8 protein-coding genes and 1 tRNA gene are annotated in these 14696 nt (G+C 35.3%); 2 read left to right on the top strand and 7 right to left on the bottom strand.

Annotated elements, in window-relative coordinates:
- Nucleotides 1-142: 142 nt before the first annotated feature.
- Together ACRD62_RS10010 and ACRD62_RS10005 are read right to left on the bottom strand one after the other, a co-directional pair.
- Nucleotides 143-1612 (bottom strand): sulfatase family protein, encoded by a 1470-nt coding sequence (locus ACRD62_RS10010; protein ID WP_430819988.1) that lies wholly within the window; start codon nucleotides 1610-1612, stop codon nucleotides 143-145.
- A 178-nt stretch (nucleotides 1613-1790) separates the two neighbouring features.
- The gene (locus tag ACRD62_RS10005) at nucleotides 1791-4304 is read right to left on the bottom strand and encodes a S9 family peptidase (protein WP_430819987.1); all 2514 of its coding nucleotides are present in this window, start codon (nucleotides 4302-4304) and stop codon (nucleotides 1791-1793) included.
- A gap of 195 nt (nucleotides 4305-4499) precedes the next feature.
- Here ACRD62_RS10005 and ACRD62_RS10000 point away from each other — a divergent pair, with 195 nt between their 5' ends.
- The gene (locus ACRD62_RS10000; RefSeq protein ID WP_430819986.1) at nucleotides 4500-5000 is read left to right on the top strand and encodes an outer membrane beta-barrel protein; all 501 of its coding nucleotides are present in this window, start codon (nucleotides 4500-4502) and stop codon (nucleotides 4998-5000) included.
- 252 nt (nucleotides 5001-5252) lie between these two features.
- Nucleotides 5253-7190, top strand: coding sequence for a sialate O-acetylesterase (locus ACRD62_RS09995; RefSeq protein ID WP_430819985.1), 1938 nt, complete (start codon nucleotides 5253-5255; stop codon nucleotides 7188-7190).
- Between the two features lie 61 nt (nucleotides 7191-7251).
- On the opposite strand, the gene ACRD62_RS09990 is transcribed toward ACRD62_RS09995, so the two are convergent.
- The 5 genes from ACRD62_RS09990 to ACRD62_RS09970 form a co-directional block, all read right to left on the bottom strand.
- Nucleotides 7252-7713 (bottom strand): DUF302 domain-containing protein, encoded by a 462-nt coding sequence (locus ACRD62_RS09990; protein WP_430819984.1) that lies wholly within the window; start codon nucleotides 7711-7713, stop codon nucleotides 7252-7254.
- Nucleotides 7714-7771: 58 nt separating this feature from the next.
- Nucleotides 7772-9106 (bottom strand): exosortase N, encoded by a 1335-nt coding sequence (gene xrtN / locus ACRD62_RS09985; RefSeq protein WP_430819983.1) that lies wholly within the window; start codon nucleotides 9104-9106, stop codon nucleotides 7772-7774.
- A gap of 14 nt (nucleotides 9107-9120) precedes the next feature.
- Entirely contained in the window at nucleotides 9121-11601 is a 2481-nt protein-coding gene (locus tag ACRD62_RS09980; RefSeq protein WP_430819982.1) for an XrtN system VIT domain-containing protein, read from the bottom strand.
- Nucleotides 11602-11799: 198 nt separating this feature from the next.
- On the bottom strand, nucleotides 11800-14415 hold the full coding sequence (locus tag ACRD62_RS09975; RefSeq protein ID WP_430819981.1) for a BspA family leucine-rich repeat surface protein: 2616 nt from the start codon (nucleotides 14413-14415) through the stop codon (nucleotides 11800-11802).
- A 189-nt stretch (nucleotides 14416-14604) separates the two neighbouring features.
- A tRNA-Met gene (locus ACRD62_RS09970) sits at nucleotides 14605-14677 on the bottom strand.
- Nucleotides 14678-14696 lie beyond the last annotated feature (19 nt).

Below are 14696 nucleotides of genomic sequence, written 5' to 3'. Positions count from 1 at the left end.
TTATCGACGGATATTAATATGTAGGACATTGCTCATAAATTTTTTGTGATGGAAATATTAATCAAATGGAAGTATCTCGTTTATGCAGAAAATAAAACATTCGTTTTGAGATAGGTGAGGATGTGCTTATAAAAGGGTGCGTTTATTTTTTATCCCAATAAGTCCCCTCTTCTTGAATTTGTTTCTCATAGGTCTCTATTTGGTTGAGGAGGTCTGCCACTATTTCAGGTTGTTGATCAGCCACGTTAACTTTTTCGTTTAAGTCTTCTTCTATCTGAAATAAAAGTGGATCTTCTCTTGAAGCTTCGTAACCGTAATTGTTGCCTGTTTGAGATCCAATTCTGATATGCAGTTTCCATGGACCTTTGCGAACAGCATTGGGCTGATTAACATCATAGGAATAGAAAAATTTGAATTCTCCCAGATCTTCTTTGTATTGGTCTGGTATTAATAAGGGTCTGATGTCACGTCCATCAATAATATGATCAACAGGCACTTTAACTCCTGTAATGGCGAATAATGTTGGTAGAATATCAAGGGTTGAAATTGGTGTTTGTTCGTTTCGATTTCCCTGGATGCAGGCAGGCCAGCTAATAATACCCGGAACACGTAAGCCGCCTTCATATGTTGAGCCTTTACCATCGCGGAATGGTGCTGCATACCCCACCTGTAAACGGGTATCACCGTATTTGCTTTCTGAAGTGTTACTGTATTTTACCCATGGACCATTGTCTGATGAAAAAATAATAATGGTGTTTTCGCGGATGCCCAGCTCAGTCAATGTGTTGCATACATCACCAATAGCTGCATCCAACTCTTCCATAACATCTCCCAATATACCATTGCGTGATACACCCTTGAACTTTTTATTTACAAATAAGCCGAGATGGGGCATGTTGTAAGGGATGTAAGCAAAAAAAGGTTTGTTTTGGTTTCGCCTGATGAAGCTTATGGCTTCCTGCGTGCAAATATCCGTTAACGACTCCATCGTTAGTGTGTCATAAGGCAGGTTGGTAGCAAGAGTCTCATATCCGCTAATGGGTTTGTTCTCTTTAGGATTACTCTTTAATAACATGGCATCATTGTAATCGTGAGAGACGTTTGTGCCAAGCCACTCATCAAAACCATGGGCAAGCGGAAGCGATTTTTCGGCCATGTTGTTATTTTTATTGGGCGAGCCCAGATGCCATTTGCCAAATAAACCCGTTTGGTAGCCAATAGACTTAAGTCCATCAGCCAGAGTAAACTCATTTTCGTGGAGATATCTTTTACTATCTGGAGAAAGCACCCAGCTGCCAAATCCTGAACGGCTGGGGTAGCGTCCGGTCATTAAACTATATCGGGAAGCAGAGCAGGCAGGACTTGCTACATAAAACTGAGTGAAATTAATGCCTTCGTCGGCTAGTTTAGTAATGTTAGGAGTTTTGATGGTTGGATTTCCATTATGTTCCAGGTCGCCGTATGCGCTATCATCGAGAAAAAATATTACCACATTGGGCTTTGATGTATCCATCTGCTTACTCTCTTCTTTTAAAGAAGTATGACAGGATACTGCACATATCGTAATTAAAGAGAACGCATAAATTTTGGTTAAACGATTCAGTTTCATCATGCGGATATCATTTTAAATACATTTTAAAAACCTGAAGAATGGTTATTAAAAGCTAAAGTTATGATATGCAATTTATTTATGTCGATTTATGGATCAAAAGTTTTATTGAAACTTGTTAAAAAAAAGAGGCTATCCTTATCGGACAGCCTCAGAAGTATATCATATTTTTTAAAAGTAGCTATAGGTTTTTATCCGGATACATTTCATTGAATTGCTCAGGTTGATCTTTTAACATCTTATCGAACCAGGCAATAATGGTATTGTGCCACTTAATGCGCTTTGAATAGTCCAGTATGTGATGATTTTCACCATCGATCAAAACCATTTCAACATCTTTATTTAAAATCTTCAAGGCAGCGTAAAACTGCAAACTCTCACCCACAGGAACATTAGTATCGGATGTTCCATGTAGAAGCAAAATGGAGTTTTGAAACTTATCAGCATTAAATAACGGACTGTTATCCACATAAATATCGCGACGATTCCATGGGTAGCTGTTTTTGGTGGCCCCTGCACTGTAGGAATAACCCCAGTAACCTTCTCCCCAGTAACTGCTGATGTCGCTGATACCTGCATGAGCAATTGCTGTTTTAAAAATATCGGTTCGTGTTTGAAGCATCATGGTAGTAAAACCTCCGTAAGAAGCACCTATGCAACCTACATTTTCGGAATCTGCTGTTGGATGAGCAGCAAGGAACTGTTTGGTTCCATCAATAATATCATCAATGGCGTCGGTTCCCCAACCATTTACATGTAAAGCCGAGAAACTCTGTCCAAAACCAGTTGCTCCACTCGGTTGCAAAACATATACCATATAACCATTGGCAGCCCAAATGTTTTTCGGATATCTTCCACCAAAACTTCTGGAGGTAGGAGAGGTTCCACCGTAGTAATAAACAATCAAAGGATATTTTTTAGCAGGATCGTAGTCTTTGGGGTAATAAACACTGCCCGTGATGTTGGTTCCGGTTTTATTTACAAAATCCCATCTTTCAGTATTGCCAAAAGTAACTTCGCTCAGTTCTTTTTCCTTAGGGAAGGATACCAGTTTTGATTCGCCATTTTTTAAGTTGATGGTGTACAGTTTATCTGCAGTACTGATGCTTGTGCCATTAAACGCGGCCATCAAACTTTTTTTAGCAATGTCAATGCGGCTTATTACCTCCACAGGTAGCGAAAATGCTTTATATGTTTTGGTTTTTAGATCGTATTTGAAAAGTTTTACCAGGTCTTTGTCACTGGCAGTCAAATAAATTTCATTATTAGATTTCCAGATAGCCGTTCCAGCTGAAGGATCAAATTTTTTGGTGATGGCTTCTGCTTGTTGAGTCTTTAGATCGTAGATGTAAAGCTGTCCGTCGTACGAATTAGGCAAATGATCGTTGTTGACATCAACCCCAAGTTCGCCAAATGTTTCGGGTGATCCACTTACCAATAACTTTATTCCATCCGGCGAATACTGACAGCTACCACCGTATAATTTATCTTTCCAGATGGTATCCAGTTCAAACGTAGTGATGTCCATTTCAAACAAGGTTTGTTTTGAGAACGGCACAACTGTATAATCCATGTTACGGGTTGAAAATAATATTTTTGAACCATCTGGTTTGATATCGTGCAGACTGGTCGACAAAAAGCCGGCTGTCAATTGTTGAACGGTTCCGCTGTTAAGATCCAGTTTGTACAAAAAACTTCGGCTGCGGAAATATGGGAGGCGATCATCATTCCCGAAAATACGTTTTAGGTCACCTGGTTTATCTGCTTGCAGTGATCGGCTAAAAATTACATATTCCTCATTGGGTGACCAGTTGATATAGCCTAAATCATCAATCTTTTCAGCAACTAATTTATCTTCGCCAGTTACAACATCAAGAACATGTATATCACTTAGATCTCCTTTTTTAATGGTATACGAAATCTTATCGCTTTGAGGAAGCCATTGGGCGCCCGACAGGCCACCTTCAGGGTAGGTTTGTAATGTCTTATTTTTAATGACATCAAAAATTTTCATGCTACTAATTCTCTTTCCCGATCCGGTCAAAACCTCACTTTCATTTATAATCAGGTATTTGCCTGATGGTGAAATGCTGAAGCGTTGGATAGAATTACCATCCAGAATGTCATTTATAGTTAATCCTCTTAGGTTATTAGTGCTCCAGCTTAATTGGTTTTCACTATCCTCTTTGGTATTAATCGTTGCTTTGTACTTCAGTTGGTTTTCCAGACTTAGAAGTTTAACCTGCAAACAATGATTTCCAGTGCTTAGTGTCAATTCTGTTTTTACTTCCTTTACTGAAGCTGACTCCTGTGTTTTTAATTTTTTGCCATCAAGATATAGCTCATATATTCCATTGGAAGTAATCTCAAGAGTAGCTTTGGTGTATCTGTCGCTGCTAATAAATCCTTCGATCCAGATAGCCTGATTGGTATTGTTTACAGGCTTGATTATACTGTCTTCGGATATAGTTATCTCATCCCAATTGTTCAATTGGACAGCTTCAACAGATTGGATATTTTTAAGTAGTTCTGAGTTTTTAAATGCTTTGTTATCAACAGAGTTTTGATCTGAAAATATTGGTTTGTAAAGCTGAGTGACTTTAGATGCCTTCCACTTATTAAATTCTACTTTAGTCTGAGCCGAAACCAAAGTGCTGATAATAGCAAATAAATAGAAAAATGATATTTTTTTCATGGTGATATGTTTAGATATGTATGCTAAGTAACAAATCTACATCAATATGTTATCAAAAGGTATGACAAAGGGCAGGGTTAAATCAAAATGAAAAAAACAGAATTATCAATGTGATCAATGGAATTAAGAAATATTATTTTATTTCCTATTAGAATATATTACATTTGATAAATGTAAAACACTAAAACTATTAAGATGAAAAGAAATCTTTTAATTTTATTCACTCTTTTATTTTCAACAGGTCTTTTTGCTCAATCAATTGATGGTTCAAAATTACGTGTGGGTGCCGGTTTAGTTTATGCTACCGATATAAATAATGTGGGTGTTGCTATTAATGGAGTGTATTCTTTTACCAATCAATGGGAAGGAGCTGCCGGATTTACTCATGTTTTCAAGAAGAATTATGTATCATATAATATAGTTGATTTTGATGCACATTATGTGTTTCATGAGTTGAGCGAAAAGTTTAATATTTATGGACTTGCCGGTTTGGGACTTACATTCTGGAAAATAGAGGGAATAGATATTATGGGATACACAATACCTGATCAAACAGGTAGCGAAGTTGGTGTAAATCTAGGTGTAGGAGGTAATTATGCAATCACTGAAAATTTAAATTTAGCACCAGAAGTAAGATTTACAGTGATGGATGGTTCATTTGCAAGATTAGGAGCGACCTTACAATACAGATTCTAAAATTTGAATATTCTGATGAAATGAAGGGGCATTAACAATTAGTTGATGCCTTTTTTGTTTTTATTTTCTGTTCGTAATGTTACTTTGATAAGTGTAAGACTTATATTTTATTGGTAGTTACTAATTGAATGATAATGTGATAGATGATTTTCTTTCTGTTAGGTTTCATTCGTAGACCTAAGATATTCTTTATATTCTCTCATTCATTCCTATTATATTTGATAGTAAATACAACCCATTAAACAATTTGTTGTGAATAAAATAGTAGCTCTTTTTATACTTCTTGTTTTACCGTTAGGTGTTGGTGCACAAATTTCTATGCCCTATTTTTTAAGCGATCACATGGTGTTGCAGCGTGAAAAGCCAATAGTCGTTTGGGGATGGGCTGAACCGGGTATTAGCCTTACTATTGAGTTGAATGGATCAATTGTTGAAGTGACAACGAATGCAGAAGGGAGTTGGGAAGTTTATCTACCTCAAATGAATGCTGGTGGACCGTATGAGATGAAAATCTCAGAGTCTGACAATAACCAAAATACAAAAGTCTTTAAAGATGTAATGATTGGTGATGTATGGTTTGCATCGGGACAATCAAATATGGAGTGGCAGGTACAGCAATCGGATGGTGCTGAAACAGAAATACCCAATAGTTTCAATAATAACATTCGTTTTTGTCAGATTCCTCATGCAGTCAGTCTTGAACCACTCGAAAACACCCAGAAAACTTCATGGGAAGTTTGTGATACGTCCAGTGTAAAAGATTTCTCAGCGGTGGCATATTATTTTGCCAAGAACATTCAACCGAAGATTGGAGTACCTGTCGGAATTATTCAAAGTACCTGGGGAGGAACGCCTGTAGAAGCCTGGACAAGTAAAGAAATGTTGCAAACAAATGCTTTTACAAGAGGTCTGTCTCAGAAGAACGACACCATAACCTATGCCCATTTTCAAAAAGATACGGTTGATATCAATACCTTTTGGGATATTGTCTATAACCCTAAAAATAATGTAGATTCGCTATTTTCTCAGCCCCAGTATAAGGATGCTGATTGGAGGGAAGTGACTGTTCCTGGAGTTGTCTCAGAATGGGAGAATGATTTTTATGAAGGTATGATCTGGCTGCGTAAAACCGTGGACTTGAAAAGGGATTTTACAGGGACAGATTTAACCATAAACCTTGGGCATCCTGAGATGAACTATTCAGTTTATTTTAATGGAACAGGGATATGTAAAACGCAATGGAATGCCAATCTCACTCATGACTATAAGGTACCAGCTTCAATAATTAAGAAAGGAGAAAATGTTATTGCCATACGAATTGCTGCTCTCTGGGGAGGAGGTGGATTAAATCGTCCGGCAGAGGATATTTATTTGTCGAATGGTAAGAAGAAAATAAGTCTGGCCGGTAACTGGACATATAAAAAGGATCTTGAACCATCAATTCCAAAAGTAAAATACTATCATCAGTATCCCTATTTTATTTATAATGCAATGGTTCATCCGATTCATCCCTATGGTTTAAAAGGTTTTTTATGGTACCAGGGTGAGAATAACGAAGGAGAAGCATACCGATATCGTGAGATGCTTCCTTTGATGATTAATGACTGGCGCATTAATTGGAAACAGGGCAATTTACCCTTTGTATTGGTTCAATTACCTAATTACATGAAAACGGATGATGAGCCTTCTGATGGTAAGTGGGCTGTTTTAAGAGAATCGCAGACTGAAGCTTTGCATTTACCCAATACAGCGATGACCTGTATTATTGATTGTGGAACGGGTGATAATATTCATCCAACAAATAAAACAGTTGTGGGTGAAAGATTGGCAAATGTTGTTGCTAAAAGTTTCTATCAAATGGATCTTGTTGCTTCCGGACCTGTCTTTAAAGATTTTTCAAAGGAAGGTAATAAGTTACGTATCCGATTTACGGGAACCGCTGAAGGACTGCTTACGAAAAATAATGAATCAGTAAAGGGGTTTGCTATTGCCGGAGAAGATCATATGTTTTATTGGGCCGAAGCAATTATTGAAGGATCTGAGGTTGTTATTAGTTCTGATATGGTTAACCGCCCCATTGCTGTTCGGTATGCCTGGGGTAATAATCCAAATTGTAACCTGATGAATTCGGCTGGATTACCAGCTTTGCCATTCAGAACTGATGATTGGCAGGTTGTTACGCAACCATAAAAGCAAAAAACAGTGTTCCTTTTGAGAGAAACACTGTTTTATTGTTGCGTGTAATATGAAATTAAATATTGTCAAGAGCAGCCTTGAAGCTTTCAGTAACTTTCTTGGCTGCCGGAATTAATTCAGGATTACCGAGTGTACCCATTACAACAGTTGGGTCAATCATTACAATCTCTGTTGTATTATCATCAATGTATTTAACCAATACTTTGCACGGAAGAAATAATCCGATGTTTTCTTCGGCCAAAACAGTATCGTATGCCAGTTTAGGATTGCATGCACCCAATAAACGATAGGGTTTTGCATTGGCATCAATACCTTTTTCTATAAACTTTTCGTGCATGTTGACTTCGGTAACGATGCCGAATTTTTGTTCTGCAAGTGCTTCTTTTATCTTATTACTTGCCTCTTCGAATGGCAGATTTATGGTTTTACTGAAATAATATTTATCCATTTGTTGAGCATTTATATTTGATATTGTAATCGCAGAAAGGATTACCAATAAAGTTACGAATCTTTTCATTGTATTGCTTTTTTAAGAGTTTGAATAATAAACAAGTTTGTATTATATATGTTCAAATCTAGATACGTTGGTGGGATGAATCTATGATTTGCTTGTTTAAAAAATCTTTTGATGCTTTAAGTACAGATTCTTCTGATGTTCCTGTAATATTTATCAAATAAAAAGGGGCTTCTCCTTTAATTGTTGCTAATCTCCAGTTTAATTGACTAATTGTATTTGTTTCTCCATTGCTGTACCACCATACCGAATATAAATGATCATTGTTTTTAATTAATTCAAAAGAGAGTGCATCATGGTTGTCGATATTAATATATGATTCGTTCTTAATTTTATATCCCGCTCCCTTCCAACATATAAACGGACTATGATCTGAACCAAGTGTAAACGAAGGTGGTTTGATGTAAATTAGATGATCTCCGTTTTCAAACTTTAAAACACCGTCTTTGCTCAATGACTTATTAAATCCTTCAATGTTAATTTCTGAGGTGCTTAAAGAAGGTTGCAAACTGTTAGAGTAGATAACGTTGCTGCCAATTGTTAATAAAAGAAGTATGTATAAAATTGGATTGAATTTTGAATGAGATGAGTTGTTTGTGTGATTATTAATATATAAACCTCTAAGTAAAAAAGTGATTATTATTATAGGAATAAAACAGTTGATTACAATAGTGATTATACCGATTAAATCATGAAAGATAGTACCAGGGTAAACTTCAAATATCACTGTCAAAACTATTCGTGATAGGTTTGAAATTACCACAAGAAACAAGGTTAATGTCAGAATAGTTACACTTAATGAAATGCCCGGTTTTTGTTTATGCTTTTTTGAAAACAGAGCTATAATAAAGATTGAGAATACTAAGCTGGTACTAATCATATTCAGCCCTAAACATTCTTCAGCTACAGTAAATTCGTTACCGTACTTATATATAGAGTTTCCCGATATTTCAATATCATTATATATAAAGTTTAATAAGCCTCCGGCAAATTCAGTAATTTTTAGTCTGATCGGGAAACTGAATATGCTTAATAAATACTTAACAACAGGAGCTGTAATTACTGCTAAAAGAACTGAAAGTTTAGTTGGATAGAATCCTAAGTAATATATACCTGAAAAAACAGAAAAACAGATCGCCAGATAAAAGCTGGTATAAATGTGAGTTAAATAATAAATGAAAAAGAAAAGAATGGCCCCAACAATAAAAATAGCAGGGCCTTTCAGATCTTCACTGGTTTGAGTTGTAAAAGGTATAACAAGTAGAAACAGAAGTTGCTCAAACCTTAATCCACCAAAATTATGAAAAACAGGAATTGATGCTGAAATTATTAAGAGCAACGTAATTAGCTTTTTTTGCTCGGTAATGAGTGGTTTTAATAATGTGCTTTTTATCATTCTGGTAAAAGATTTTATTTTCTAAATTTCAGATATGATATAGTTATTATTATAACCAATGTTAGAATCAATGCCCACTCTTCAGGTTCGGGTACCGCTCCTGAATCTTTCAATGTTGCATTTTGTAAGCTGTTTTTATTCTTCTCAATATTAAATCGTTTATAATCTTCAATGGTTTCTAAAACGATTAAGCTTGAAATTGGAGAGACAATATATGCTTCCTGACACAGGTCGTAAATTTTTTCTGGTATTTCAATTTCATCCTGAAGAAAGAGATGTCCTGCCTGTTGAAGTATTGAATGATAATTATAAAGACGCATGAGATGAGACGGAGCTTCTTTTTTTGTAATATCTTCTTCAGATTGATCAACTGGAACAATTTGTACTTCTGACATTGACAGTGTTACAGCTTTATCTTCAATGTTATATTCTTTAAACCATTTGTCTATGGAATGTTCTTTAATGGTTTTTTCTGAAATATTTTGACAATCCAAAGCTTTGTATTGCTCTAGTGTGCTTATGTATGCTGATTTTTTTCCATCAATAACAATGGTTTTTAATTCACTTTCCGTTTGTCCAATATAATTTGTTAATACTTTATAAAATGAAGAGCCTTTTAGTTCAGAAGGAACAGGAGATAGGATGTTTCCTTCTGTAATTAACAATGCATTAGAATGGGTAACTTTATGAACAGGAAATATTGAAAAACTATTTTTCAACAGCCTATCTATAATGTGGTCCTTGTTTTCATTTGTCAATTGAAGCATTTCATTATCATATACAAAAACGGGTATGTTATTGGCTTTGTTAATGATAGTCCTAATAATACTTTTATTCCACGACTTATTTATGTCGAGATATATTGACTGAGGTTTTAAACTTGATTGGTATTGTAATGGTACCATCTTAAATGATTTCTTATTAAAGCTAAAGCTATTGTCTGATAAAACGGGAGCTGACATGCTTAACTTCCAGTCATTTCTTTTACTACCGTTAAAAATATATTGGTTATTGTTTTCCTGTTTGAAAAAAGAAGGAAGTTCAAGGTTGTTTGATTCTCCGACTATTTTGAGGTGAATGGTTTCGCTCATAAATTTACTGTCGGGGCCTTGAAGTCTTATGTTATCAAAAAATAATTTGTTATCAATCTTTTTAAGCGGAATGGTAAAACCGATTTTTAATCTTCGTGCTTCTTTGGGAGTACAAGGGAAGATGGTTGCAGTTAATCTGTTTCCTTCCTGCCAATGTAAAACAACAGGATCTCTTAACTCTACACCTACAACTGTTTTGTATGCATTTGCTGCTTTTTTTCGGGTTGTTAACCTTGATTTTTCTTCTTTACCATTTATCCATAGTGATAGAGATGTAGCAACGGCACCTTCAGGTAATTGAAAAGTATATAAGGCTTCCTGTCGATTGTTTTCCCATTTGTTATTATTGGTTGTCCAGATATTAAGTTCTGCATAAGCAATTCGGTATTCCGGATATATTCTGATGTCTGTTAGTTTATTGCTTTGATTTAAGTCTTTTCCTGACCATAGTTTTTCGTATGAGTAATGTCTGGAGTCTGTTATGGAGTTGATTATTTTTATACGCTCTTTTCTACTTAATGAAATTGTTTTGTTGAATGCTGCTGAAATTGAAACCAGAGGATCATGAACTTTTAATTCTGAAAATGATCCTGTGTTAAAGCCCATACTCCACCATGAATTTTTAATCACATCGTATAATAGTTCGTGACCAATAATTCTTTTAGTCCAATATTCTGAGTGGCAATTTTGGGCATAGCTAATCCAGTCAGGTAAATCCTCTTTTTCCTCTAGTACTATGTTTATTATAGATGATTCGATTTTCTTTTGATGATAGGAGTATATGGATACGTAAGTGATTGTGAAAAGTAAGGCAAACAAAACTCCAAATAAGGCCGACTTAATATGTGCATTAATAAACTTTCTGTATAAAGTAACAATTGTTGTAGCCAAGAGGAAGTAAGGAATCAGTAAGTGAATGCTCAAGCCAAGAAGAAATAGACCAATAATAGCAAAAGGAGCAAACGGGATTAAAATAATGGAATAATAGAGGAATATTGTTATTGAGATGCCGCTAAAGAATGAGAATGTATAGCTGGCAAACTTTGGCATTTCAATCTGGCTTCCAATTATCATATAAGAACATAGGCCTATGAATAGAAGAATTTCAAGCCATGTTGGTATACTTGTAAAAATTTCAATGGTCTTATTTAATGTAAAACAACTCACTGCGAGGATAGAAAGTAATATATGCCAGTTTAATCTGGGAATTTTCATTTTATATACTTTCGAACCTTTTTTTAAATCTCCAAATGAAAGCAGAAAGTAGAAGGAAGCTAGTATATAGTTAATGAAGAAGACAGGAGCATCGTTATTAGATACTAATGAAGTTAGATAATAAATAAAGATTGAAGCAATGAATAGGAATATGCCTATTGCCTGAATGTTAGTTAATTTTATTTTCATAGTAAATGGTATAAAAAAGAACTTTGAAGTACAAAGTAGAAAAGATTAATTGATTTTAACAAGAATAATTTGTTATTTTTAATAGAGGTATTAAGTCTATGAGTTTAATCTACGGTTTAGAAGTGATTGTTGTAAAATAAAAAAAGTCTTGAAGAAGATATTCAAGACTTTAAATATTAATTTAAATTCTTATCATTTCTATTCTATCATCACCTTTCTAATATAAACCTTATCAGCATAAACTTTTAACAGGTAAAGTCCGCTATTCAATTGGCTGCAGTTAATTTCGGTTTTATGGCTGTTGATGTTGCTATAATTACGAACCACTTTGCCTGTAAGATCGATCAGTTCGAATCGTTGGATTGGTTTATCTGCAACTGTTTCTATTAAAGCTGTTGATTTAATTGGGTTGGGAGAAACGGCAATCTTGTCTTTTGTCTCATTATTATTTATAATTATGGTTGCAGGTGGACAGGATCCCCAAATCGGGTAATATTCTGTTTGTAAAGGACAATCAGTTGCAAAATTATCAGGTTCACTAGTAATATTTTGTACACACCAATTAGAAAGATCCTGGTTAAAAGACTCAGCTTTATTAAACATTTGGCCCATATAAGTTACTTGACTTACATCCCAGTCACCAATATCCTGATTAAAATCTTTGGCCCAGGAAAACATGCTGTACATATCAGTAACCTTACCCACATCCCAATCACCGATATCCTGATTAAATTTCATGTTTACAACCACAGGCCACGGTTGATCAGGTATATAATACCCTGAAAACATTGCTTTCATATCTGTAACATTACTTACATCCCAATCACTTATGGGCTGATTAAATGAAGCTGCTGCATTGAACATACGACCCATATCAGTCACATTACTTACTTTCCAGGAACCAATATTCTGGTTAAAGTTTTCTGCGTTACTAAACATCCCACCCATATCTGTAACATGACTCACATTCCATCCACTTATGTCTTGATCAAATGAAGTTGCAGAAGAGAACATTGAAGTCATATTAGATACATTGCTTACGTCCCAATAGCTGATATCCTGATTGAAACTACGAGCATCGCTAAATATACCCCACATATTTATCACTTTACTCACATCCCAGGAGCTGATATCCTGATTGAACTCTGACATTCTATAAAATAGACTACCCATATCAGTGACCAACGAAGTACACAGTATGGTTAAATCAGCGTCCTCATCCCGGCGTTGTTCAAGTAAAGCCCTGTCTACAGCTTCGTATTCTTTTTCGCCTACAATTCCTTTATCGCCTGGTTGGCAACGGAGGCATTTTATGGTTACTCCATTTTCATCGAGATAGAAATAAGGTGTATTTGCATAAGGTGATTCAATAGCACCAATGTCCATAAATTTATCAACTGGATGTGGACGAATACTATCGTTAAAATCATAAGGTGGTGCTTTATACCACGCATCATCAATTTGAATGGAATCTACTCCGGCTCCAATACATTTACTATCTTCTGATAATTCAAAGGTTTCAGTGTTAAGTATCGGGTCTGAATCAATATTATTTTCTCCAATCCATGTACCTTCCCATACATTTTCTTGGCCGGGTTGCCATCCACCTTTTATGCAGTTATTGTTTAAATGCAGAGTTCCAAAATTCTTGCGAATTGGCCAATAAGGTCCGTTTGGGAAATTATAATCATCAATACTATCCTGAAAAATTTCCATTCCTGATAAAGAAGGAATATTATCCCATAAAATATTATTAATCATTACAGTTTTTGCATCGTAATTAAATACACCTGAACCTTCGGTTGCTTCATTTCCATACAAGGTATTATTGACAATGACAGGGTCGGCAGGATAATTCAAAGAATTGGAAACCATATCGTATGCCAGATTCCAGACTCCAATACCTCCACCTTTGTCCTGCGAATAGTTATTTGAAATAATGTTATTAAAAATTCTAACTTGGGTTGAAGTTAATGGGGTTACATCAAATCTATTATAAGTCACATAAATTCCGGCTCCAATGCTTGATAAGCAATGTAATTCATTATTCGATACAATATTATTATAGATCTGAACATCCGCCTCATAAGCATACTCTGTATTGACCGCTATTCCACCAGCAGTAACTTTATAATCGGCACTGCTGGTAACCTTGTTAAATTGAACTGTATTGTCATGAACTCTTATAAATGAATTTCTTCCAGAAAAGATCCACAGACCTCCACCTCCACACATTTTATCAGATATTATCTCATTTTTCTCTATTAAATTATTTTCAACAATTAAGGTATCATTCTCGCTTAAAATAGCTGCAACTCCGGCAGCATGTAGATTTACATTTCTTGACAAGATATTTTTTTGAATATGGTTGTTTGAAATAATTGCACCATTGCCATTGATATAGATGCCTCCACCCATATATCTTCCTGCATTAACAAAATAGACATATGAGCCTGAGCCACCTGTTATGGTTAAACCCGTTAATGTTGCTTTACCATTAGGTATATTGGTAATAGTCACAACAGATGCTTTTGTTGTATTTGCAGGCTGACTACCATCAATAATGGTTTTGGAAATATGCGAGGTATCTCCATCTAGTATAAATTGACTGGCCACGGTAATGGGTTTGCCATTAAAGTTAATGTTCTCGTAATAGGTACCTTCAGCTACCAAAACAGTATCACCTTCAGTTGCTGCATTGATAGCAGTCTGAATGCTGGAGTAATTAACAGGGACATGAAGCTGTTGTCCCATTGTATTAACAACAAGTGTAAAAGCCGTTGCAAAAGCGAAGTAAATTTTTTTGCATAACATGATTGTTTATTTTGTCGGGATATATGCTGCAAATTTACGCTATTGTAGAAGCGATGTAAAGTGAGGTTACATAAGGTTTTTAGTAAAATCCATTAGTTAACGGAAGAAAAAATTTCTTCAACTCAACTTTAAAAAACTAACTAATGAATACAAAAAAAGCCTTGAAGAAAAATCTCCAAGGCTTTATAGTAGCGGGGGCCCGACTCGAACGGACGACCTTTGGGTTATGAGCCCAACGAGCTACCAACTGCTCCACCCCGCAATATATCTTAAAACAATTT

This window comes from Carboxylicivirga caseinilyticus (assembly GCF_050589785.1).
Classification (GTDB): Bacteria; Bacteroidota; Bacteroidia; order Bacteroidales; family Marinilabiliaceae; genus Carboxylicivirga; species Carboxylicivirga caseinilyticus.
The sequence above is the reverse complement of the archived record's forward strand: the minus strand, read 5'-3'. Positions and strand labels throughout refer to the sequence as shown.

Bases quoted from the DNA above. Each gene is read 5' to 3' on its own strand.
- ACRD62_RS10010 (WP_430819988.1), bottom strand. From the start codon at position 1,612: ATGATGAAACTGAATCGTTTAACCAAAATTTATGCGTTCTCTTTAATT.
- ACRD62_RS10005 (WP_430819987.1), bottom strand. From the start codon at position 4,304: ATGAAAAAAATATCATTTTTCTATTTATTTGCTATTATCAGCACTTTG.
- ACRD62_RS10000 (WP_430819986.1), top strand. From the start codon at position 4,500: ATGAAAAGAAATCTTTTAATTTTATTCACTCTTTTATTTTCAACAGGT.
- ACRD62_RS09990 (WP_430819984.1), bottom strand. From the start codon at position 7,713: ATGAAAAGATTCGTAACTTTATTGGTAATCCTTTCTGCGATTACAATA.
- xrtN (WP_430819983.1), bottom strand. From the start codon at position 9,106: ATGATAAAAAGCACATTATTAAAACCACTCATTACCGAGCAAAAAAAG.
- ACRD62_RS09980 (WP_430819982.1), bottom strand. From the start codon at position 11,601: ATGAAAATAAAATTAACTAACATTCAGGCAATAGGCATATTCCTATTC.
- ACRD62_RS09975 (WP_430819981.1), bottom strand. From the start codon at position 14,415: ATGTTATGCAAAAAAATTTACTTCGCTTTTGCAACGGCTTTTACACTT.